The organism is Rhodoluna miladensis (SeqCode) (genome assembly GCF_965234705.1).
GTDB classification, from domain to species: Bacteria; Actinomycetota; Actinomycetes; order Actinomycetales; family Microbacteriaceae; genus Rhodoluna; species Rhodoluna miladensis.
Genome location: NZ_OZ248465.1, coordinates 615828 through 638072, shown reverse-complemented (window position 1 = coordinate 638072; position 22245 = coordinate 615828). Strand labels below are relative to the sequence as shown.

The window sequence follows — 22245 nt, the reverse complement described above, 5'->3', positions numbered from 1 at the left end:
AATCAAATAGGAGACTTCGATGACCAACGAAGACAAGCTCGATGCTGACGGCCTTATGGACCTCATTGAAGAAGCCCTGGGCTCTGAAAATCTCTCTGGAATTGCCTCATTAGCAAGAAAGCTCAAAGCTGGTGAACTTGTCACTCTTATTGAGCGACTAAATGAGACTGAACGCGCAATTGTTTATCGGGTTTTACCAAAGACTCTCGCCCTTGAGGTTTTCGAGTCTCTCGCACCTGCGCTGCAAGGTGAGCTCCTAGAGGAATTGAACTCCGAAGAAGTCTCTGCGATTTTTGCCAAGCTGGATCCAGATGACCGAGTCGGGTTGCTTGACGAACTGCCAGCCGGTGTTGCAAATCGACTACTTACTGGCCTGTCAGCAAAAGAGCGAGGACTAACCAGTGAAGTTCTTGGATATGCACAGGGTTCAATTGGGCGTCGGATGAGTCCTGAGTATATCTCGGTGAAAAGCAGCGACAGTGTCTCTCAAGCCCTTGCAAAGGTCAAAAGCAAGTTGCAATCGGCAGAAACGATTTACACACTGCCAGTTGTTGACTCTTCGCGCGAACTAATTGGTGTGGTAAGTCTTCGAGACCTAATGAGAACCCCTTCGCGGACCAAAGTTTCGAAAGTTATGGCTGAACCCTTGATGGTAAATGCCGGGGATGATGAAGAGTTCGCCGCTAGAACATGCTCGGACCTGAAAGTTTTGGCTCTACCGGTTGTGGACAACGAGAAACGACTGGTTGGAATTTTGACTGTTGATGACGCTCTTCGCATTCTCGAAGAGGAAGAATCCGAAGACGCTGCCCGCTCGGGAGGTGCGGAGCCACTTCGTCGGCCTTATCTTTCAACACCAGTGTTTGCTATCGTTCGATCCCGCGTGATTTGGCTTTTGGTTCTAGCGCTTGGAGCAACATTTACAGTTTCCGTGCTCGGAGCCTTTGAGGCCGAGATTGAACAACTTGTTGTGCTGACCTTGTTTGTTCCACTTCTTATCGGCCTTGGCGGAAACACTGGAAACCAGGCAGCAACAACCGTGACGCGAGCTCTAGCTTTGCAGGATGTGAGAACTAAAGACATATGGCTTGTTCTCTTCCGTGAACTTCGAGTAGGTGCCTTGCTCGGCTTACTGCTTGGCTCGATAGGTTTTGGACTAGCTTCCGCGTTCTTCGGTCTTGAAATTGGCGCGGTAATTGGATTGACTCTGTTTTCAATTTGCACCGTTGCGGCAACTGTCGGGGGAGTAATGCCGCTTGTTGGCTTGGCGTTGAGGGCTGACCCAGCGGTTTTTTCGAATCCGTTCATCACAACATTTGTGGATGCCACCGGATTAGTGATCTATTTCCTGATTGCAAAGGCAGTTCTGGGAATCTAACCCTTTTGGTTCATTGATTTGTGTCCGAGAGGGGACTTGAACCCCTACCCCCTTGCGAGGACTAACACCTCAAGCTAGCGCGTCTACCATTCCGCCACCCGGACGTGACTTGTATTACGGCCCCAATGTTAGCACGGCCCATCCTTGGAAAATCTTCTGGATACTTGGAACCGAAGGCGAATGCGGGTAGTTTTGGTTTATGGCTACTGATCCGAGAAACGCTTTGACTCAACTCATCGCTTCTTTTGAGAAGCACTTTGAGGCAGCCAGTTCCAAGCGAGGCGAAGAGGATTCAAGCGTCGAGCAGGCCTACTACCAACTTGAGGATGCATTCCTAAATTACGAAGAAGCACTTAGCACTGAGCTCGGTGAGTTCTTACCGTTCACGCTGGCTGAAGACGATCAGTGAGTTTTTTTGAAGCCCTAATTCTTGGTTTAGTGCAGGGACTTACAGAGTTTCTGCCTATTTCATCATCTGCTCACGTCCAGATTGCACAGCAATTGATGAACCTCTCAGAACTATCAAAACCACAACTAACGGCGTTTATCGCAACCATTCAACTCGGTACTGAAATTGCTGTTGTTGCTTACTTCATAAAAGACATTGGCCGAATCGGATCGTCCTGGCTTCGCTGGTCAACAAAGCCCAGTTCAACAATGACCAGCGATACAAAACTTGGCTGGTTGATAATTATCGGAACTCTTCCGGTTCTGATTCTCGGTCTTGCTCTACGTGATTTTATTGAAAATGACGTTAGAAACCTTTGGGTCATCGCTTACACGCTTATCGGGTTTGGTGTCTTGCTGGGACTCGCAGACTTTTTTGGTAAAAAGACAAAGAGCATTACAGAGCTCAACTTTTCTCACGGTGTTGCCTTTGGAATGGGGCAGGCGTTGGCTCTAGTTCCAGGAGTGTCTCGTTCGGGAGGCACAATCACAGTTGGTTTGATGTTGGGCTATACAAGACAAGCGGCGGCTCGCTACAGCTTTTTGCTGGCGATTCCGGCAGTTCTGGGATCGGGTCTTTTTCAGTTCTTTGCAAGCATTGGTGACCTAAGCCAAGACTTACTTGTTGCAACAATGGTGGCCACAATTGTCTCGGGGGTAGTTGGGCTTAGTGTTATCCACTACCTGCTGAAATATCTGCAGAAGGGTTCATTCCTGCCGTTTGTGATTTGGCGCGTAGGCGTCGGTGTTTGGCTGCTGGTGATGCTCACAAGTGGAGCACTTACGGCCTAGTTCTCCGGTGGTTTTTCTTCGGACTGCAAGAACTTTTCTAGTTCGCGAGCTATAGCTTCACCCGAAGCTGCCTCTGATTCGAACTCATCACGGGTCTTCTCGAGTTGCTGGATATAGCCAGCCATCTCTTCGTCATTCTCTGCAATCTCGTCTATGCCACGCTCCCACTCAAAGGCTTGGTCCGCCAGGTCTCCCTGAGAAAAGCTCACACCCAACATCTTCTCCAGCTCCGCCATTAGCGCAAGCGTTGCCTTTGGAGAAGGTGAGTTATGAACGTAGTGAGGCACCGCGGCCCAAAGAGCCATCGTGGGAATGCCGGCTGCTTCGAGTGCTATTCCAAGTGTTGACAAAATACCTACCGGGCCTTCGTAGCTTGAGCGCTCGATATTCATCGCAGAACGAACTTTTTCGTTCTGACTTGTCGCATTTACGGTTATGGGTCTGGTGTGAGGTGTGTCGGCGAGCATTCCACCTAGGAAGATAACCCCCTCTATTTCACGATCTTCAATCATTTCTAGAATTTCAGCCGTGAACGACTTCCATCTTCTTGCTGGCTCAGTCCCAATCAGAACACTGAACCTTGAGAGAATCGGGTCCTTATCGCTTGAAATCATGAAGGCAGTGCCTGGCCAGGTCAGTTCCCGATCTCCAGATTCGTCAAAGGAAACCGATGGACGAGTGAATTGGAAGTCGTAGTAATCCTCAGGATCTACTTCCGCTGCTACCTGGCACTGAAGTGTTTCGCTGATTAGCTTGGCTGCCGAGCTGGCAGATTCGGCTGCGTCGTTCCAGCCCTCGAATGCACAAATAAGCACCCGGCCACCGAAAATACTGTTTTCGCTAGTCACTTTTTGAAATCTTGCCCTTTGATTACTGGTTTGTTTGAGATGGCTTAACTGTAAGGCTAAATGCCAAAGCTAGACTTCAAGCATCATGATTTTCAAGCAACTCCCAGCAGCCGTTCTATGGGACATGGATGGCACACTAATCGACTCAGAGCCCTACTGGATGAAGAGCGAAGGCTCCTTTGCTAAGGCCAACAACAGCAACTGGACCGAACAAGACGGCTTGAGCTTGGTTGGTATGTCGCTGTATGACTCATCCAAGATCATCAAGGAAAGAGTCGGCTCCGATCTAGAACCTGAGCAGATTATTCAAAAACTAACCGACGACGTATCCGCCCAGCTCAAGCAGGAGATATATTGGCGCCCAGGAGCAAGAGAGCTTCTTTTGCTGCTTCGTAAAAAGAAGGTCAAGACAGCGCTTGTAACCATGTCCATGCGCCGCATGGCAAAGCAAGTAGCTGATTCGATTGGTTTCGACGCCTTTGACGTGATCGTTGCCGGAGACGATGTTCGTCACGGAAAACCCCATCCAGAGCCGTACCTTAAGGCTGCTGAGCTGCTTGGCGAAAAGCCAGAGGACTGTGTTGCTTTTGAGGATTCATTGACAGGACTTCGCTCAGCCGAGGCAGCCAACACCAAGGCGGTTGGAGTCAAGAACATCGTAGAGATACCAGTGGAACCAGGTCGCATCATCTGGCCCAGTCTTGAAGGTGTGACTATGGCTGATCTTCGAGGGCTATTCAAGTGACGAAACGAACTCACACCTTTAAAGCCGGTGACAAAGTCCAGCTGACCGGACCCAAGGGAAGACTAAACACCATCACGCTTGTCAAAGGAGGGGCTTTCGGAACTCATCGCGGTGATCTGAAACACGATGACATTATCGGAAAAGCCGATGGCTCTGTAGTCGCAACTCAAAACGGCGTTGAGTATCTGGCCCTGAAGCCGCTCATGAATGACTTCGTGTTATCAATGCCGCGCGGAGCGGCAATCATTTATCCAAAAGACGCTGCACAAATTCTTGTTGAAGGTGACATTTTTCCTGGGGCGGTAGTTGTTGAGGCGGGTGTTGGATCAGGTGCTTTAAGCATGTATCTGCTTCGGGCAATTGGGGATTCTGGTGAATTGCACTCATTTGAACGACGTTCTGAATTTGCCGAAATTGCCGCAGGCAATGTCAAATCTCAGCTGGGTACTAACCCAAAGAACTGGAAGATTCATCTGGGAGACCTGCAGGAGCAACTTCCTAAAAAGCTCAAGCCGCAAAGCGTGGATCGGGTAGTACTCGACATGCTGGCGCCTTGGGAATGCATTGATGAATGTGCCACCGCTTTGGCTCCAGGGGGTTTGATTATTGTCTACGTTGCAACAGCAACACAGCTTTCGAGGGTGGCAGAGGATCTGCGTTCTTCGAGATTGTTTACCGAACCGTTGGCATTTGAAACTTTGGTAAGACCCTGGCACCTTCAGGGATTAGCGGTTAGGCCAGAACACCGGATGATTTCCCACACGGGCTTTTTGCTGACTGCACGCCGCCTCGCACCGGGAGCGATTTTGCCCCAATTCAAATCCAAGGTGAAATCCACCGAGTACAAGGATGAAGATGTCTTAGCTTGGAATCCTGAAGGATTAGGGGAGCGCAAGGTTTCCGAGAAGAAGCTTCGCAAAACTGTCCGTAAGGCCACCTCCTAGTAGCCAGCTTTTTAGGTCCCTTCGGCCAGTAAACTTTGAATAACTCATTCAGAAAGTTGCCTCCTTTGAACAAATCGATTCTTTTCCTTTCGAGCATTGTCCTGACTGCCTCACTTACCAGTTGCGCCGCGGCTGAGAACTATGCCTGTGCCGGGTTTGAAACTGGCGCGCAAGTGGAATCAGTTTCAGTCACCGGATCGATTGAGGAGCAACCAGTTGTGAGCTTCCCGTCACCGCTGAGCGCCGAATCAATTCAGTCCCGCGTGGTAATTGCTGGAGAGGGTCCGGTATTTACTGGGCGCAACCTTGTCGAGTTTGAATTTGCAGGATACAACGGCGGCAACGGGCAACTAATCCAGCAGACCACCTTTGATGGCACTCAGACCCAGACTGGAGCTTTTGGCCCAGGCGAAGTTCCAAACTTCTGCGAAGCACTAGCTGGAGCAAAAGAAGGTTCTCGCATCGTTGCGATTATTCCTCCAGACCAAGCTCACAGCGGAGAGGGTGTCCCTGCTCTGGGTGTGGGTGCGGCTGACTCATTTATCTTCGTGATTGATCTAAAGCGTGTCTTTCTTGAAAAAGCAACCGGCGATAGCGTTGCTCCAGAAGCTGGACTTCCAACTGTCGTGACTACTCCAGATGGAGTACCTGGGGTCACGATTCCTAAAACTCCCGCTCCAACTGAGCTTCGAGTCGCACAGCTGATTCGCGGTTCAGGTGATCTGGTTGAAGAGGGTCAGCTCGTGACGCTTCACTACAGCGGTTTTCTATGGGATGGTTCAGAAAAGTTTGACTCGAGTTGGGATTCCGGACAAGCCGTACAGTTCCAGATGCAAGACGGAGCTTTGATTGAAGGGTTCTTGTCTGCGGTGATTGGGCAACCAGTTGGCTCTCAAGTTATTGCTGTGATTCCGCCAGCCCTTGGCTACGGTGATGCTGGAGCTGGGTCAATTCCTCCAGGAGCAACACTTGTTTTCGTTATCGACATTCTGGGAACAAACAACTAGCTAACATGCCTGAGAAGATTGATCTATCGGAACGTTTATTCAATCTGACCTGCGCTCTGTTAGTTGCAGGAAACGGTCTGTCCAAATCGGAGATTTTCGCCACCGTTCAGGGCTATAAAGAAACTTATGAACCCGGTGGAGATCTAAGCGCAATCAACCGCATGTTTGAACGGGACAAAACTCTTCTAACCAGCGCCGGAATCTCGTGGAGGTCATTTATCCCGCAGGAAGCTATGGGGGACAATCAGGAGTTTCGCTACCTAATTGCTAATGAGGATTTCGTATGGCCAAAGGGCCTAACCCTCACTGCAAAGCAGGTAGCGCTTTTGAATCTGGCTGCGCAGGTTTGGGCTAAAGCATCACTTTCAGCCGATGCAAATAGAGCGATTCATCGCATCCGAGCAATGGGAGAAAAGGCGGACGGAAGCTCGCTAATCGGCATTGCGCCAAGAATCCGAACTCACGAACCTTGTTTCCTACCGCTATCGACAGCAATTGAATCTTGCTCAAGAGTTTCTTTTGACTATCTCAAGCCTGGCGAAAGTGAATTTTCGGTTCGCAATATTGAACCTTGGTCGCTGCAGAACATTGGGGGTCAATGGCTACTAATTGGTTTCGACCTTGATCGGGATGAGCCAAGAAACTTTCTACTAAAGCGCATAGTTTCTGAAATTGATATCCAGGACGTGACCTTTGAAGCTCCCGAAACTGGTGAGGTTGCAAAGACGCTTGCTGACCTAGAGCTTCACAAACTTTCTCAGACAGCGAAGCTAAGAACCTCGGCCGCCAGCGCCGCATGGTTTCACTTCGATTTGGCTGCGGGCCAGACAGAGTTTGAAGTCAACTTTATGGACCTTTACCTATTCGCTGAAGAAATCATGGAGTTCGCTGATGAGATAGAGGTAGTTGAACCGAAACAACTTGCAGATCTAATCAGGGCAAATTTGCAAAAAGTTAGTGACGTTCATGCCTAGAAGTTCAAGTCTGAGTGGCGCAGATCGCTATAACTTCATGTTGGCTCTTACGGGCTATCTAATTAACAACAGGCAACAGAAACTAGCTGACCTCGCTAATCATTTTCAGGTCACAGAGAAAGAAATCCGCTCAGCTGTGGTAACCATTTCTCTTTCTGGAGTGGGAATGTATCGACCAGATGAACTTTTCTTTCTTGACTACGACCTTTTGGAAGAGGGCATTGTTGATCTGAGTTTTGCGCCAACGCTCGAGGCCGTACCAAGACTTTCTACTAGGCAAGCAGCCGCTATTGCCAGTGGTCTTTCATACCTGATGAATCTGGTTGACACTAAAGATCAAGTGCAAATCAAAGAATTGCTGGACATTCTTGGGCGAGGTGCATTAAGTACTAAGGAGCTGCCATTTGTGGTTCAACCCAATCATGGAGACAGTGACTTGGCTCTTGTCAGACAAGCAGTAGCCGAATCGAGAGCATTGAAGTGCTCTTACATAAATTCAGCTGGTGAAATCACAATCCGAGAGATCGAACCGCAACTGTTGGAATCTCGAGAAACAAATTGGTTCCTAAAGGGATTTTGTCGCAGCAATCAGGAGTCCCGAGTATTCCGACTTGATCGAATGCGAGAGATAGTACTTCTTGCGCCATTTGAAGAACGCGAACTTCCCGTCGCTGACAGCGATCTGATTTACTCGGTCCGCAAATCAGACACCGAAGTTCTGTTCGAAGTTGACCCTGAGGCCTTTGCGCTAATTTCGGATTACAAGCCCGAGTTTGAGATATCCGGAAACAAGAGTGTCCAGGTGAAGATCCCTATCGGACAACTCGAGACCTTAGGAAGAATAGTTGCGAGGTACAGCGGTAAAGTTCGAGTGCTAGCTCCAGCTGAAGCTCGATTAGCAGTTAGGGAATTCGCCCAACGGGCTCTTGGGCAGCGAATACTAGAAGCTGTGGCGGAGTAGGTTTAAACCCATGGAGTGGATATTCACAGGGGCACTCGCCCTAGTCTTTTTGGTGTTTTCAGCGGTGTTTTTATTCACTAAATTGATTCGACTTGGCAAGCCGGCAAAGACTCTGGCCTTGCAGCTTGAGAAACTAGCCGAGGCAAACGCTAAAGTGCCAGAGATAACCAAAGCTATCTCGGCCTTAGGGGAAGACCCAGCGGTGCATATAGCCAAGCGTCAACAGTTCCTTCGCGAGGCAAGGGCCCGCAAGCGTGCGCGAGAGCGTAGGCTTAGGGATAGAGATTTTTAGCAAGAGATAGGGAAGCTAATGCGTTTACAGGGCTGGGAATGGATCATTATTCTGGCAATAGTTTTGCTGATCTGGGGTGGGCCAAAGCTTCCAGGTCTAGCTAAGTCGCTTGCGCAGTCGATGCGAATCTTCCGTAAGGAAATCAAGACTACTGACGAAGCTAAGCCGGCCGACAAGCCTGCTGAGGGTGAAACCCCCAACGACAAGTAAGTGGCCAGGAACAAAAACCCCGACGCCAAAATGAGCCTTTCGGGGCATCTCAAAGAGCTACGTAATCGACTCTTTTGGTCTGCTTTGTTCATCATCGGCGGATCTGTCGCCGGATGGTTCATGTTCGATTTCGTGTTCAATGAACTGCAACGACCAATAGTTGAGCTCGCTTCAAAGCCTGGTAGCAACGTCACCATCAACTTTCCAACCGTCGTGTCTGCTTTTGATGTGCGCTTGCAGGTTTCGATTTTCCTTGGAATCTTGATGAGTGCCCCGGTTTGGCTTTACAACCTCTGGGCGTTCATTACTCCAGGACTAAAGAAGCGAGAGAAGCGCTACACAATCGGATTCGTGATCGCATCCGTGCCATTGTTTATCGGAGGAACTGCTCTGGCTTGGTCCTCACTGCCAACATTTGTGGTCGTGCTTGTTGGATTCACCCCAGACGGCGCAGCTAACGTAATCAACGCTAGTGAATACATTCTCTTCACAATTAGAATCCTGCTCGTTTTCGGTCTGGCCTTTGTCCTCCCAGTTGCCTTAGTGATGTTGAATTTCGCAGGAGTCATCACAGCCGAGAACATCATCAAGTCTTGGAGGATGGCAGTGTTTATCTCGGCTGTGGTTGGAGCAATCGCAACACCGGTAGCAGAACCAATGGCCATGTTTTTACTCATGGTCCCGCTGTTGATTCTCTACTTCCTTGCAGCAGGGGTTGCTTTCTTGCACGATAAGCGTGTTGCGAAAAAGCTTTCAGCACTTGAATTAGCCAACCCACAAGACGCGATTTAGTTCTTGTGGTGAACGAGGATCTAAGCGCTGCGGAGCGCTACGCAAGGGCGAAGGTAAAACAGACCGCGCCCAGCTACAACTCTTTTCTAGAACTGCTTGATTTCGCACTTGACCCGTTTCAGGAGCAAGCCTGCCATGCGCTTGCGAAAGGTAAAGGTGTGCTGGTTGCGGCCCCTACCGGTGCTGGAAAAACCATAGTTGGCGAGTTTGCTATTCATCTGGCCATTGAAAAGAACCAGAAGGTCTTTTACACAACTCCCATCAAGGCTTTGAGCAATCAAAAATTTGCAGAGCTCGTAGCACGCTACGGACCAGAGCGGGTAGGACTGCTAACCGGCGATACCAACACAAACTCCGATGCCCAGATTGTTGTTATGACCACTGAAGTTTTGCGGAACATGATCTACGCGAATTCAGACTCTCTTATCGAACTGGGATTTGTGGTTATGGACGAGGTTCACTATCTAGCCGACAGATTCCGTGGAGCGGTCTGGGAGGAAGTGATTCTGCATCTTCCCAAGGACGTGAAACTCGTATCTCTAAGCGCAACAGTTTCAAACGCTGAGGAGTTTGGTGCCTGGCTTGAAGAAGTGCGCGGCGATACCGAAATTGTTGTATCCGAGCACAGGCCAGTTCCACTTGATCAGCACGTACTGTTTGGTGATGAGCTTATGGAATTATTTGCTGCGGGGTCTAAGAATCAACGAGTGAACGCAGAGCTGGTTCAAAAGCACTCATCGAAGCTAAGAATTCCAATTGGAAAGTACACCAAAGGCAAAAAGCCTAAAGGCGAGCTGGACGGCCGCTTTTCTAGAATCCCGAAGATTAGCAAGCCTGAGGTTGTTGAGATATTGGAAGACAATGACTTGCTGCCTGCAATCTTTTTCATTTTCTCTCGGGTTGGCTGCGATGCCGCAGTCAGGGCATGCCACCAGTATGGAGTTCGCCTAACCACTCGCGAGGAACAGGCTGAGATTCGCTATCTTGTTGAAGAAAAGACTGCCTCGATCGCTGATGAGGATCTTGCGACACTCGGATACTTCGAATGGCTCAGTGGTCTAGAAAGGGGAGTGGCAGCGCATCACGCCGGAATGTTGCCGGCTTTCAAGGAAGTAGTTGAAGAACTCTTTCTAAGAAAACTAGTGAGGGTTGTCTTCGCAACTGAAACCTTGGCCCTTGGAATCAACATGCCAGCCCGCACAGTTGTACTTGAGCGATTGGATAAGTTCAACGGCGAGTCTCGGGTCCAGATAACCCCAGGGGAGTACACACAACTGACAGGGCGAGCCGGCAGACGAGGCATCGACACCCTCGGGCATTCAGTGATTCAGTGGTCGGGAAATCTTGATCCTGCAAGCGTTGCTGGTCTTGCTAGCAAACGAAGCTATCCGCTGATCAGCCCTTTCAAGCCAACAGCCAACATGGCAGTGAACCTGATTGAAGCTTTTGGACGAAAGCGTGCCCGAGAAGTGCTGGAAACTTCCTTTGCTCAATTCCAAGCTGATAGGTCCGTAGTTGGTCTGGCAAAGGGAATTCGAGAAAAGCAAATATCACTTGATGGCTACGCCAAATCAATGGAATGCCATTTGGGGGATTTCTTCGGGTACTCAAGCATTAGACGAGAGCTAAGCGATATTGAAAAGAGTTTGGCTTCTGGCCGAACCAGGCAAGAGCGTGGCAAGGACATCAGGCAAACCAAAGGCCGCAGCGCACAAGAGCGAAAGCTAGCGGAGCTAAAGGTAAGAATGAAAACTCATCCTTGTCACTTGTGTTCGCATCGTGAAGCTCACTCCAGATGGGCTGAGCGCTGGTGGCAATTGCATCGTGAGACTCAGGCGATTCTTGACCAGATTGAAGGACGAACAAATCTTGTTGCATCCACCTTTGACAAAATCTGCGAGCTACTAATTGAGCTTGACTATCTTGACGATTCAGATCAAGACTTGCAGGTCACCGAGTCTGGAAAGATGCTTGCTCGAATCTATGGTGAGCGTGACTTGCTAGTAGCAGAAGCACTTCGCCTAAAGATCTGGGACAACCTTGATGCTCCTTCATTGGCTGCTATGGCCGCGGCACTGGTTTACGAACCAAGGCGAGACGACGAAAACTTTGAGCCTCGTGCAGTAAAGGGAAACTTTCAGCAGAGTTTTACCAATACCCAGTTGCTTTGGGATGATCTCGAGAATCTTGCGAAAAAGCACAAACTTCCGCGTTCGTCCAAATTGGAGATGGACCTAAGCTATCCAATTCATCGCTGGGCAACAGGAGCAAAGCTAGATCTGGTTTTGGAATCAGCTGATTTACTACCAGGAGATTTCATTAGGTGGTGCAAGCAGATTATCGATCTACTCGAGCAGCTTGCCAAAGCAAGTGAGGGTCCGATTTCCGCTAAAGCCAGAGACGCAGTAGATCTGGTCAAGCGAGGCATCGTTGCCTATTCGTACTATGCATAGGCTAGATACATGAGCAAACAAAGCGGCAATGGAATTTTACTTTGGCGCCTTCCGGTTGGAATCACTGGAGGGCTGCTGTCTTCTCTGGCAATGCCCCGCGAGAACATATGGCCGCTTATTTTTGTTTCAGTTGCGCTAATCCTTGTATCTCTGCGTGGACTGAAGTTCTTCACAGCATCTCTGATTGGTTTTGCTTCGGGTGTTGCTTTCTACATGAGCCAGATTGAGTGGATCAGTCTCTATCTAGGGCCGGTGCCTTGGATTGCGCTTTCAGTTATGGAAGCACTCATCTTTGCAGTAGGTGCAGGCGTTATTGCCGTGGTGTGGGCTTGGCTTAGCAAGTCACCTTCGCGCGGATACTCATCAGCGCTGATTGCACTTGCAATAGCCACAGTGTGGACTGCACGTGAGTGGGTTTCAATCAATTTGCCCTATGGAGGATTTCCTTGGTCCAGAGTTGCCCAAGCGCTCTCCGATAGTTTTCTTTCCTCCCTTGTATATTTCGTAGGCATTTCCGGGCTTACTTTTGTATCGGTTTTCATGACAGTTGCATTACTGCAAGCCATCGAATCGGGTTGGAAAAACTTGCGCTTGCATGTTCTACCTTTGATTTCAACAGCGGCGGTCTTAGTTTTGGCGGGATTGTTTGTGGTGCCGGCTGGATCTGAATCAGGCGATCTCACCGTTGCGGCCGTGCAAGGCAATGCCAACGCTGGGTTGTTTGCGAATGCCGAGCGTGGAACTTTCCTTCGCAATCATCTTGAGGCCACGGCCCTTATCGATAATGACCCGCTCAGGGAGTCAGTTGATTTCATTGTTTGGCCAGAAAACGCATCTGATCTCAACCCACAATCAAATGATCTTGCCAAACTACAAATTGACGCAATTGTTGAGAAGTACCAGGTGCCCTTGATCTTTGGGGCAATCACCGAGTCCGGCGAAGAGATCTTCAACAGTTCGCTTTACTTCGCACCCGGGCAAGGTCAAATCGACCAGTACGACAAGAAGCGACCGGTGCCTTTTGCTGAGTACGTACCAGATAGGGACTTCTGGTACTTACTGGCACCAGATCTAATCGGAATGGTTTCTCGCGGATACGCCTTCGGGACACGCGATGGCATCTTCGAATTTGAAGGCAAGAATTTGGGTGTGCTGATCTGCTTTGAAGTCGCTATTGACGACATCGGCCGAGAGCTGGTTAGTGACGGTGCCGAAATCATCCTTTCTCAAACCAACAACGCCGACTTCGGTCGAAGTGATGAAACATTCCAGCAGGCAGCTCTAGCCAGGCTCCGCGCCATCGAAACGGGTAGAACGTTAGTGAATATCTCCACCGTAGGAGTTTCCAAGATTTTTCTTGCCGATGGATCAATAGTTGATCAGCTGCCTATTTTCGAGCCCGGAGTAATGGTTCAGACTCTGCCGCTTCGAACTTCAATCACTCCGGCCATGGCTATTGGGCCAGGTTTTGATTTGATTGTCAACTTCTTAGGGTTGGGTCTTTTTGCATCAGCAATTGGGTCTTGGGCTCGACGCCGGACAAAGAAATCAAGCGTGTGAAATATCTCGTTGTCATTCCTACCTACAACGAGGCACAGACGATTGCTGAAACCGTGAGCCTAGTTCTTGCAGTAAAACCCGAACTAAATGTGTTGGTAGTCGATGACACATCACCCGATGGCACTGCAGCCATTGTCAAGGAGTCTTTTGCAGACCAACCGAGAGTCCACCTTCTAACCAGAAGTCAAAAGCAAGGTTTAGGACTTGCCTACCTCGAGGGGTTTCAGTGGGCCTTTAGTGAAGGTTTTGATTTTGTTGTCGAAATGGACGCTGATGGATCTCACCGGGCTTCGGATTTAGCATCCCTTGTTGAAGCATCTATTTCGGCAGATTTGGTAATCGGATCTCGTTGGGTTCGCGGGGGAGAAGTCGAGAACTGGCCTTGGTTTAGAAAACTGATTTCTAGAATTGGCAATCGCTATGCCAAAGCAATGCTTGGAACCGAGATTTTGGACATGACATCGGGCTTTCGCGTTTACCCTGTCAAGTTTTTGCAGCAATTGGTATCTGAGCCAGTTTCTTCGCACGGCTACTCATTCCAAGTTGAGCTTGCCTACCGGGCTTCGAGAACGGGTTCGGTTGTTGAAGTGCCAATCACTTTTGTGGAGCGGGTCAATGGGAAATCAAAAATGACCCTGGCCATTGTGCTTGAAGCACTGACCAAGGTCACCTTTTGGGGGATCAGAAGAGTATTTAGCTAGACATCTGCTTTTCCGGCCTTACGCCTTGCTCTGATGTAGGAAATTCTCTCTTTGAGAATCTCTTCGAGTTCATCCTTTGAGCGTCTTTCGAGCAGCATTTCCCAATGCGATCTTGGGGTCTTGAGTTCATCGAGGTCTAGTTTGATTAGTTTTCCCTCGTTTAGCAAAGTTGCCTGCTCCGGACAGGTTTTGCACTGCCAAGTCTTTGGAAGCTCGGCGTCTTGAGCGAACACCAGTTCGCTGATGTGGGAGTTTTTACATTGATAGCTGTGCTTGTTTCTGGGGGAGTAGGTAACCCCGATCTCTGATTCAAGCGAATGCGCTCCCAATCTGATGCCGCGCATTGTCTGTTGGGCCATGATTTCTCCTGGTTGCATTTGGCTGACGAATTAGTCAACGCTTAGGGCAACCAAGAGTTGGTTAAAAATCATCCTTTAGTTGAGTAGTTAACAGAAATTTCTCAGCTAAAGGTTTTGACCGCCAGATCGGCTCGGTCTGTGACAATGCCGTGGGCTCCAAGGGCGAAAAGATCCAACATGGTTTGAGGGTCATTTATTGTCCAGAAGTGAACCTCAACACCTAGGGGCAATATTTGTTCCAGAAATTTGGGATGAGTGAAATCGATGCCATAGAGCCTGATTGGAATCTGAAGCGCATCGATACCAACCAATTGCTTGGCTAGCGATTTTTCCATTCCAGCTCTAGCTAGTAGATAGCTGAGTAAAACCTTAGAGCTTCCTGCTGAGGTTGCCAGGGGAGTAGGGGATATTGCGAGCGCACGTTTTCTTGATGCCTCGCTAAAGCTTGAGACCAGAACGCGATTTTCAGCATTTAGTTTCAAGATTGTTTGAATTCCAACCGTCTCAGCCTGTGGGGTTTTTAGATCCAGATTGAACTTGGCCTCTGGGAATGCAACCAAGGCTTGTTCAAGAGTTGGGATTTTTCCCAAGTGAGGTAATTCAATTTGCTTGATTTGGGCCAAGCTCAAATCGGAAACCTTTGTCTTTTTTCCCACCAGCCTGGTTAGGTCGCCATCGTGAAACAGAACGGGAACTTTATCTCTCGTGACTTGAACATCTGATTCCAGATAATCTGCACCTGCCGCAAGGGCAAGCTCGAAGGATTGAAGAGTGTTCTCATCTGCTACCGATTTGTCGCCCTGGAAAGTGAGTCCACGGTGGGCAAAAATACGCGGTCTGGTGCCAGGGTGAGTGTCTAGATAACCAGTAGTCTTCATAGGTGCGTCCTGAATCCAACCGTAGCCTGAGCTTTCGCCTTCTAATCCTTATCTTCGGATTGTTTGTTTACGGTCTAGGAGTCGCAATGACGGTTCATGCGAGCCTCGGAATTGCCCCCTGGGATGTATTTGCACAGGGGATTTCAATACAAACGGGCCTGAGCTTTGGTGTTTCCACGGTGGTCGTGAGCGCACTTGTGCTTTTGGCTTGGATACCGCTCAAGGTCAAACCTGGCATTGGAACTATCGCCAACGCGATCTTGATTGGGCTATTCGCAGACTTTTGGCTGTTGATTCTTCCTGATACCTCGATCTACTGGCAAAGACTGCTGATCTTCCTAGTTGGCGTGGTTATCGTCGCTATCGCTACCGGTTTGTATATCAGCTCAGCCCTCGGATCAGGCCCAAGAGATGGACTAATGCAGGGGACAGCTAACGCCCTGGATAAGCCCTTCTGGATGATCAGAACAGGCTACGAAGGCACAGTATTGACCCTGGGAGCTCTAATGGGCGGGCAGGTTAGGGAAGGAACCCTGATTTTTGCCTTGAGTATCGGATATCTGGTCCAGCTGTCCATGAAGTTCTTCAAAATCCCTATAGGCTAAAGCTTTTGGCACTGATCAGACACCGAGAAACAGCCAGAGTCCTGCTACAGGCCGATTCTGGAAGGTTTTTGCTGCTGTACTCGCTTTGGAGCCCAGAAAGTGCCCTAGAACCGCGCTGGATGAGCCCAGGAGGCGGTATTGAGCCCTCTGAGGACCTTCAGGCGGCAGCTAGCCGCGAGCTCATGGAAGAAACCGGATTGATCGTCCCACCGGAGGCTTTGGGGCCGAAAGTGTCGGAAATTGGTTTCAACCAGCCTTGGAAATCTGGAGACTACGAGACCGGAATTGCCCATTTTTTCAAATTTCGAATTTCTCAAGAATTCGTCGTTGATCGTTCGATGTGGACAGCTGAAGAACATCGAGACATTTTGGATGTGCGCTGGTGGTTTCCGGAGGACCTAAAAGCATCTGGAGAGACTGTGGGGCCGCCAGGGCTTACCGACCTTCTGGTGGAACTGGGTTAGCTGAATCCCTTGTGCCGATAATGTACATTATGACAAGTAATGAAAATCTGGCCCCTAGGGCCACTCCCCGCGAAGTTTGTAGTTTTACTGTTGGGTCGCTGAGACCCATTGCTCGATTTTTGCGGCGGCTTTGCCTGAGTCCAAAGCTTCAGTGACGGTAGCTATAGCTGAATCAAACTGTGACTTGAGGCTAGAACCTGATAGCTGGGGGTTCTTTGCGGCCCTGTAGGCCACTACTCCCCCTGCGGCGTTCAAAATGACGATATCGCGCACCGCACCGAGGTTACTTTCAGTCTTACCAGCGAATAGATCTCTTGCTACCTGAGCATTGTGCTGGGCGTCTCCGCCGATGAGGGAGTCCTTCGAGGCTGTTTTGATACCAAAGTCTGTTGGGTCTAATTGCTGTTTTTGGACCCCTTCAGGGCTCACAAACCACAGCGTGCTGGTTGTGGTGGTGGTTAGCTCATCCAGACCATCATTTCCTCTTAAAACCAGCCCAAAACGGCCTCTTTCGGCCAATTCTTGGGCCATAAGTGGGGCAATATCAGCGTTTGCAACCCCAAGCGAGGTCGCTATTGGCTGGGCTGGGTTTGCCAGGGGTCCCAAGAAGTTGAAGGTGGTTGGGACACCAAGCTGTTTTCGAATGGGTGCTACATGCCTCATGGCTGGGTGGAACACAGGAGCGAAAAAGAACGTTATTCCGGTTTCTTTGAACACCTCAGCTACCCGTTGAGGAGAAAGATCCAATTTGATTCCCAGCACCTCGAGCATTTCCGATGATCCGGTCTTTCCCGATGCTGAACGAGAACCGTGCTTCATCACTGGTATTCCTGCGGCGGAAGCAAGGATCGAAGCCATGCTCGAAACATTCACGGTGCCAACTAAATCGCCACCGGTTCCAACGATATCCAACGCATCGTTTCCGGTGTCCAACAAAACTGCCTGTTTGAGCATTACATCAACAAGACCTGCAAGTTCAGAAACAGTTTCGCCTTTGGAACGAAGTGCCAACATAAATGCAGCTATTTCCGCTTCACTTGAATCGCCGGCCATGATTTGCGACATCGCCCAATTCGCTTCCGAGCGCTCCAGGTCAGCTTTTGCGATTAGCTTTGCCAAAATGCTCGGCCAGCTTGGTTGCGGATTCATGTGTCTCAGCTTAGTGTTCGAAACTTCCGCGAACTAAGCCCAAATTGCCCAACTGACGCGGATTCTCGGGTTAGGATTAACCCATGACATCAACTCCCTTGGCCCAAAACACCTCTGTTGTAATCAACAGGCCAAGCGCGACCTCAGTGGGAACTATTGTCTGGCTAGCCAGCGAGGTCATGTTCTTTGCTGGTCTTTTTGCCATGTATTTCAGCCTTCGCGCCAATGCCCCAGAGATCTGGGCCAACGATACTCAGATTTTGGATGTCGGATTTGCTCTTATCAACACCTTGATTTTGGTTGCCTCGTCCTTCACAGCTCAGTTCGGCGTGTTCGCCGCTGAGCGGATGCAGCCTCGTGCCACCGGTAAATCCCCTGCCAAGTGGGGTCTAGTTGAGTGGTTCTTCATTAGCTACGTACTTGGGGCAATCTTCGTAGCGGGTCAGGTTCTGGAATACGCAACTTTGGTGTCTGAGGGCATCAGCATCAGCAGCAACTCCTACGGAAGCGCCTTCTACATCACAACAGGTTTCCACGCTCTCCACGTGACCGGCGGACTTATCGCCTTCTTGTTGATTATCGGTAGGACCTTCGCCGCTAAGAAATTTGGTCACGCTGAGGCCACTGGTGCCATTGTGGTGTCCTACTACTGGCACTTCGTCGATGTGGTTTGGATCGGCTTGTTCTTGATCATCTACGTTCTGAAATAGAAAGAAGTCATGGGAAATCGCTTTAACCGCTCTCGAAGAAAGCCGCTGGCAGCAACACTGGTTATTGCCGCTGGACTTTTGTTCTCGGGTGGCGGATACGCAGTTGCAACTAGTGTGGTGGCAACTACTGCTGCAACTGAGTACACCGCCGAGCAGATTTCCGAAGGTAGAAAGCTTTTCCTTGCTAACTGTGCAAGTTGTCACGGACTAAATTCCGAAGGATCTGCCGCAGGCCCAAGCTTGATTGGTGTTGGAGCTGCTTCAGTTGATTTCCAGGTTGGGACTGGCCGCATGCCAGGTCAAGGTTCCGGCCCACAACTTCCAAAGAAAACAGTTCAGTTCACTGACGAGCAGATCACTTTGATGGGTGCCTACATCGCATCCTTGGCTCCTGGTCCAGCTATACCAGACCAAAAGTACCTCGAAGCAACTGGAGATGCCACCCATGGTGGAGAGCTATTTAGAATCAACTGCGCGATGTGCCACAACGCCGTTGGTGCAGCCGGTGCTTTGACCGAGGGTAAGTACGCTCCGAATCTTGATGGGGTTGAAGCCAAGCACGTTTATGAAGCGATGCTTATTGGCCCACAGAACATGCCAGTGTTTAACGATGCCAACATCACACCTCAGGACAAAAATGACATCATCACTTACCTCGCATACCTTGAGGAAAATCCCTCTGCCGGTGGCTTCGAACTTGGAAGCCTAGGACCGGTAGCCGAGGGATTATTCATTTGGATTTTTGGGTTGGGCCTGATTGTTGCCATCACTGTATGGCTTGGCGCCAAGTCGAACTAGGAAGGAAGACGCTAATTGGCAGGTAAGGACTTAGAGAAGGGCTTAGAAGCCGAAGGCTTCGAGCACGACTTCGAATCCGGTTTGGCTGTTATTCCGCCAGACAAGATCAAAGACCCAGGTCTTGAGCCTCACCGCGTCCGCATGACCGACAAGTCCCCTGCCAAGGCTAGAAACGCCGAAGTCCAAGTAGCAGCAATGTTCTTGATTTCAGTATTGGGATCGTTCTTCGCACTATGGGCCTACGTCGCCTTCCCAATTACCGAAGACCTATCAACCGTTCGCGCCAACAACCTATTTTTAGGTCTGGGTATGACCCTTTCGCTATTTGGAATCGGTATTGGTGCCGTTCACTGGGCTAAAACTCTTATGCCAGATTTCGAAGTAACCGAGGCCAGACACCAAACCCGCGGTAGCGAAGATGTTCGCGCTGCAGCAGTTGAAATCGTAAAGCTTGCCGATTCTGAATCTGGTTTCAGCAGAAGAAAACTAATTCGCAGAACTCTTTACGGAGCGCTAGCTTTGTTCCCGCTTCCAGCTCTGATCGTCTTTGGAGACCTCGGTCCCCCAGTTGGTAACACCCTGCGCCAGACCATGTGGAAAGCCGGAACCAGGCTCACCAAGGACCCAACTGGAATTCCTATCAAGGCATCTGATGTCACCCTTGGATCAGTTTTCCATGTGATCCCAGAAGGTCTTGCAGAAATGCACCATCATAAACTTGAAGAAAAAGCCAAAGCAGCTGTTTTGCTTGTTCGCCTACCACAAGAGGATTTAAAAGAAGCTCCAGAAAAGACCAGTTGGTCTTACGACGGAATCGTCGCCTACTCAAAGATTTGTACACACGTTGGATGCCCGGTGGCATTGTATGAGCAGCAAACACATCACCTGCTGTGCCCATGCCACCAGTCAACATTTGACGTAACCGAGCACTGCAAGGTTGTATTTGGCCCTGCAGCTCGTCCCCTACCGCAGCTGCCGATATCGGTGGACGCGGAAGGTTACCTGATCGCACAAAGCGATTTCTTAGAGCCAGTCGGACCAAGTTTCTGGGAGCGTTAGAAGATGACCACAACAGTTGAAACTAAGAAGCAGGGCGGAGCATTAGCCGCAACCGCTAACTACCTTGACGAACGAGTCGGTGTTGGAGGAATCCTAAAAAACTTCGGTCGCAAAGTCTTCCCCGACCACTGGTCCTTCATGCTCGGTGAGGTCGCGCTATACAGCTTCGTAATCTTGCTGATCTCCGGAACATTCCTTACGTTCTTCTACCAGCCAGCGATGACTGAAGTTATCTACGACGGTGCGTACGTCCCGCTAAAGGGCGCTCAGATGTCGATTGCTTACGCCTCAAGCCTGGACATTTCATTTGAGATCCGCGGTGGAATGCTAATGCGTCAGGCTCATCACTGGTCAGCGCTTTTGTTTGTTGCGGCCGCCGGTTTACACATGCTTCGCGTGTTCTTCACTGGGGCATTCCGCAAGCCTCGTGAGATCAACTGGTTAGTTGGTTTCATGCTATTCATTCTTGGAATGGCTGCGGGATTCACCGGTTACTCACTTCCTGACGACTTGCTTTCAGGAAACGGTCTTCGAATTATCGATGGAATGATCAAGGGAATTCCGGTTATCGGAACAACTACCTCCTCATTCTTGTTCGGCGGAGAGTTCCCTGGAACTGAAATCGTTGCTCGTCTTTATGGACTGCACATTCTTTTGGTCCCAGCACTAATTCTTATCTTTATCGCCATTCACTTGTTTATGGTGATCATCCACAAGCACACCCACTACTCTGGGCCTGGACGCACCGACGAGAACGTCGTTGGCTACCCGTTGATGCCTGTTTACGTCGCAAAAGCCGGTGGATTCTTCTTCATTGTCTTCGGTGTCGTGATGGCAATTTCGGCAACCTTTACCATCAACCCAATTTGGAACTACGGACCATACGACCCCTCCCCTGTTTCTGCAGGAACCCAGCCGGACTGGTACATCGGTTGGCTAGATGGTGCACTTCGATTGGCTCCTAGCAACCTTGATGTTTCGATTCTTGGATACACCTATCCATTCGGTGTTCTAATTCCACTGGTTGGAAGCTTGGTATTCCTAGGCCTAGTAGCTATCTACCCATTCGTTGAAGCTTGGGTCACCGGAGACAAGCGAGAGCACCACGTGCTTGACCGTCCAAGAAACGCTCCTGTTCGCACAGCAATCGGTGCAGCTGGAGTGACTTTCTACGGTGTTCTATGGGCTGCTGCATCAACTGACTTGATTGCGGTGTTCTTCCAGATGTCGCTAAATCACGTTCTGACAGTGATGCAAATCATGTTGATTGCTGGACCTTTCGCGGCTTACATCATCACCAAGCGAACCTGTCTGGCTCTTCAGCGCAAGGACCGCGAGATTGTTCTGCACGGTCGCGAGACTGGAAGAATCGTCCGTTTGCCACACGGTGAATACATCGAGGTTCACGAGCCACTGGATAAGTTCGAAATGTACAAACTAGTTGACTTCAAGGACTACCGCCCAACCGTGGTTCGTCCAAACAAGTACGGAAAAATCACAGTTGGAACCAGGCTCCGTGCGGCACTATCGAGAGTGTACTTCGAAGACCGTATTGCACCTGTGACCCAGACAGAGCTCAACGAAGCTCAGTCTCACGACCACTCCCCTGCAGTTTCTGCACCAGCATCTCAGGATCAACTAACGAAGTAAGAATTCAAAAAGAAATCCCCCAGGCATTTAGTTTGGGGGATTTTTTCTTAGCCTGCTAAGGCTTATAAGAATCAACTTCAATTTCGACCAGCATGCCTGGGTTTATAAACTTTATGCCGGCAAGCATCGCTGCTGCTGGTCTAATTTCCGAGAACAATTCACCATGAGCCTTACCAACCGCGTCCATGTCCTCTTGGTTGGCAAGGTAGAGACGGGTTCGCACGACATCGTTGAGTGAGTGACCGCCTTCAGCTAGTGCTTTTTCAATAACCTGAAATGCCACTTTGGTTTGACCGTAGGCATCACCTTCGTGCTGCAGAACGCCGTCAATGGTGGCTGTGGAGCCTGAGACGTGGATGTATGGGCCAGCAACTACCGCTCTTGAGTACCCGATTGATGCTTCCCAGGGTCCTCCTGAGGAAATCTTCTTATCTGCTGCCAATTCACTCCCCTAACGAAAGGATCAAGA

The 22245-nt window shown here is 49.8% G+C and carries 25 protein-coding genes and 1 tRNA gene; 20 read left to right on the top strand and 6 right to left on the bottom strand.

Annotation, left to right across the window (positions count from 1 at the left end):
- Positions 1-19 precede the first annotated feature (19 nt).
- On the top strand, positions 20-1378 hold the full coding sequence (gene mgtE / locus AC8GDC_RS03185) for a magnesium transporter (RefSeq protein WP_506558436.1): 1359 nt from the start codon (positions 20-22) through the stop codon (positions 1376-1378).
- Positions 1379-1399: 21 nt separating this feature from the next.
- Here the strand turns inward: mgtE and AC8GDC_RS03180 are convergent.
- Positions 1400-1482 (bottom strand) — tRNA-Leu (locus tag AC8GDC_RS03180).
- 95 nt (positions 1483-1577) lie between these two features.
- Here AC8GDC_RS03180 and AC8GDC_RS03175 point away from each other — a divergent pair.
- Both AC8GDC_RS03175 and uppP read left to right on the top strand, forming a co-directional pair.
- The gene (locus tag AC8GDC_RS03175) at positions 1578-1787 is read left to right on the top strand and encodes a hypothetical protein (RefSeq protein ID WP_506558435.1); all 210 of its coding nucleotides are present in this window, start codon (positions 1578-1580) and stop codon (positions 1785-1787) included.
- Positions 1784-2617 carry an undecaprenyl-diphosphatase UppP gene (uppP, locus tag AC8GDC_RS03170; RefSeq protein ID WP_506558434.1) on the top strand — a complete coding sequence of 278 codons (834 nt, stop codon included), beginning with the start codon at positions 1784-1786 and terminating at the stop codon, positions 2615-2617. Before AC8GDC_RS03175 ends, uppP begins: the two co-directional genes overlap by 4 nt.
- Here uppP and AC8GDC_RS03165 read toward each other — a convergent pair.
- The gene (locus AC8GDC_RS03165; RefSeq protein ID WP_506558433.1) at positions 2614-3465 is read right to left on the bottom strand and encodes a proteasome assembly chaperone family protein; all 852 of its coding nucleotides are present in this window, start codon (positions 3463-3465) and stop codon (positions 2614-2616) included. The genes uppP and AC8GDC_RS03165 overlap by 4 nt on opposite strands.
- An 85-nt stretch (positions 3466-3550) precedes the next feature.
- On the opposite strand from AC8GDC_RS03165, the gene AC8GDC_RS03160 reads away from it, so the two are divergent.
- The 11 genes from AC8GDC_RS03160 to AC8GDC_RS03110 all read left to right on the top strand — a co-directional run bounded on the left by AC8GDC_RS03160 (position 3551) and on the right by AC8GDC_RS03110 (position 14104).
- A complete protein-coding gene (locus AC8GDC_RS03160; RefSeq protein ID WP_506558432.1) occupies positions 3551-4210 on the top strand; it encodes an HAD family hydrolase in 660 nt (219 codons plus the stop codon).
- The gene (locus AC8GDC_RS03155) at positions 4207-5154 is read left to right on the top strand and encodes a tRNA (adenine-N1)-methyltransferase (RefSeq protein ID WP_506558431.1); all 948 of its coding nucleotides are present in this window, start codon (positions 4207-4209) and stop codon (positions 5152-5154) included. Before AC8GDC_RS03160 ends, AC8GDC_RS03155 begins: the two co-directional genes overlap by 4 nt.
- A 65-nt stretch (positions 5155-5219) precedes the next feature.
- Positions 5220-6161: an FKBP-type peptidyl-prolyl cis-trans isomerase gene (locus tag AC8GDC_RS03150; RefSeq protein ID WP_506558430.1), complete on the top strand. Its 942-nt coding sequence runs from the start codon at positions 5220-5222 to the stop codon at positions 6159-6161.
- A gap of 5 nt (positions 6162-6166) precedes the next feature.
- Positions 6167-7135, top strand: a complete 969-nt coding sequence (locus AC8GDC_RS03145; RefSeq protein ID WP_506558429.1) for a helix-turn-helix transcriptional regulator — start codon at positions 6167-6169, stop codon at positions 7133-7135.
- Positions 7128-8096, top strand: a complete 969-nt coding sequence (locus AC8GDC_RS03140) for a helix-turn-helix transcriptional regulator (RefSeq protein ID WP_506558428.1) — start codon at positions 7128-7130, stop codon at positions 8094-8096. The genes AC8GDC_RS03145 and AC8GDC_RS03140 overlap by 8 nt, the downstream gene beginning before the upstream one ends.
- A 10-nt stretch (positions 8097-8106) precedes the next feature.
- Positions 8107-8388: a hypothetical protein gene (locus AC8GDC_RS03135; RefSeq protein ID WP_506558427.1), complete on the top strand. Its 282-nt coding sequence runs from the start codon at positions 8107-8109 to the stop codon at positions 8386-8388.
- A gap of 18 nt (positions 8389-8406) precedes the next feature.
- Positions 8407-8598 (top strand): twin-arginine translocase TatA/TatE family subunit, encoded by a 192-nt coding sequence (locus tag AC8GDC_RS03130; protein WP_506558426.1) that lies wholly within the window; start codon positions 8407-8409, stop codon positions 8596-8598.
- Entirely contained in the window at positions 8599-9390 is a 792-nt protein-coding gene (gene tatC, locus AC8GDC_RS03125; protein ID WP_506558425.1) for a twin-arginine translocase subunit TatC, read from the top strand. It abuts the gene before it with no gap.
- An 8-nt stretch (positions 9391-9398) separates the two neighbouring features.
- Positions 9399-11843: a DEAD/DEAH box helicase gene (locus tag AC8GDC_RS03120; RefSeq protein WP_506558424.1), complete on the top strand. Its 2445-nt coding sequence runs from the start codon at positions 9399-9401 to the stop codon at positions 11841-11843.
- Positions 11844-11852: 9 nt separating this feature from the next.
- The gene (gene lnt, locus AC8GDC_RS03115) at positions 11853-13403 is read left to right on the top strand and encodes an apolipoprotein N-acyltransferase (protein WP_506558423.1); all 1551 of its coding nucleotides are present in this window, start codon (positions 11853-11855) and stop codon (positions 13401-13403) included.
- Entirely contained in the window at positions 13400-14104 is a 705-nt protein-coding gene (locus AC8GDC_RS03110) for a polyprenol monophosphomannose synthase (protein WP_506558422.1), read from the top strand. Before lnt ends, AC8GDC_RS03110 begins: the two co-directional genes overlap by 4 nt.
- Here the strand turns inward: AC8GDC_RS03110 and AC8GDC_RS03105 are convergent.
- Both AC8GDC_RS03105 and AC8GDC_RS03100 read right to left on the bottom strand, forming a co-directional pair.
- The gene (locus AC8GDC_RS03105; RefSeq protein WP_506558421.1) at positions 14101-14463 is read right to left on the bottom strand and encodes an RNA polymerase-binding protein RbpA; all 363 of its coding nucleotides are present in this window, start codon (positions 14461-14463) and stop codon (positions 14101-14103) included. The two genes, AC8GDC_RS03110 and AC8GDC_RS03105, sit on opposite strands and share 4 nt — an antisense overlap.
- A 101-nt stretch (positions 14464-14564) precedes the next feature.
- A complete protein-coding gene (locus AC8GDC_RS03100) occupies positions 14565-15341 on the bottom strand; it encodes a glycerophosphodiester phosphodiesterase family protein (protein ID WP_506558420.1) in 777 nt (258 codons plus the stop codon).
- Between the two features lie 86 nt (positions 15342-15427).
- Between AC8GDC_RS03100 and AC8GDC_RS03095 the strand changes: the two genes are divergently transcribed.
- Positions 15428-15946: a YczE/YyaS/YitT family protein gene (locus AC8GDC_RS03095; RefSeq protein ID WP_506558419.1), complete on the top strand. Its 519-nt coding sequence runs from the start codon at positions 15428-15430 to the stop codon at positions 15944-15946.
- A gap of 5 nt (positions 15947-15951) precedes the next feature.
- On the top strand, positions 15952-16410 hold the full coding sequence (locus AC8GDC_RS03090; RefSeq protein ID WP_506558418.1) for an NUDIX domain-containing protein: 459 nt from the start codon (positions 15952-15954) through the stop codon (positions 16408-16410).
- 84 nt (positions 16411-16494) lie between these two features.
- Here AC8GDC_RS03090 and trpD read toward each other — a convergent pair whose 3' ends face one another.
- On the bottom strand, positions 16495-17559 hold the full coding sequence (gene trpD / locus AC8GDC_RS03085) for an anthranilate phosphoribosyltransferase (protein ID WP_506558417.1): 1065 nt from the start codon (positions 17557-17559) through the stop codon (positions 16495-16497).
- A gap of 83 nt (positions 17560-17642) precedes the next feature.
- On the opposite strand from trpD, the gene ctaE reads away from it, so the two are divergent.
- Genes ctaE through qcrB form a run of 4 tightly spaced genes read left to right on the top strand, consistent with a single transcriptional unit; the run spans position 17643 to position 21776 of the window.
- Positions 17643-18269 carry an aa3-type cytochrome oxidase subunit III gene (ctaE, locus tag AC8GDC_RS03080; RefSeq protein WP_506558416.1) on the top strand — a complete coding sequence of 209 codons (627 nt, stop codon included), beginning with the start codon at positions 17643-17645 and terminating at the stop codon, positions 18267-18269.
- Between the two features lie 9 nt (positions 18270-18278).
- Positions 18279-19067 carry a cytochrome bc1 complex diheme cytochrome c subunit gene (qcrC, locus tag AC8GDC_RS03075; protein WP_506558415.1) on the top strand — a complete coding sequence of 263 codons (789 nt, stop codon included), beginning with the start codon at positions 18279-18281 and terminating at the stop codon, positions 19065-19067.
- Positions 19068-19082: 15 nt separating this feature from the next.
- Positions 19083-20126: a cytochrome bc1 complex Rieske iron-sulfur subunit gene (gene qcrA, locus AC8GDC_RS03070; RefSeq protein WP_506558414.1), complete on the top strand. Its 1044-nt coding sequence runs from the start codon at positions 19083-19085 to the stop codon at positions 20124-20126.
- A 3-nt stretch (positions 20127-20129) separates the two neighbouring features.
- Complete coding sequence (gene qcrB, locus AC8GDC_RS03065; RefSeq protein WP_506558413.1) at positions 20130-21776, top strand: cytochrome bc1 complex cytochrome b subunit; 1647 nt, start codon at positions 20130-20132, stop codon at positions 21774-21776.
- Between the two features lie 55 nt (positions 21777-21831).
- On the opposite strand, the gene AC8GDC_RS03060 is transcribed toward qcrB, so the two are convergent.
- Positions 21832-22218 carry a RidA family protein gene (locus tag AC8GDC_RS03060; RefSeq protein WP_506558412.1) on the bottom strand — a complete coding sequence of 129 codons (387 nt, stop codon included), beginning with the start codon at positions 22216-22218 and terminating at the stop codon, positions 21832-21834.
- Between the last annotated feature and the right edge of the window lie 27 nt (positions 22219-22245).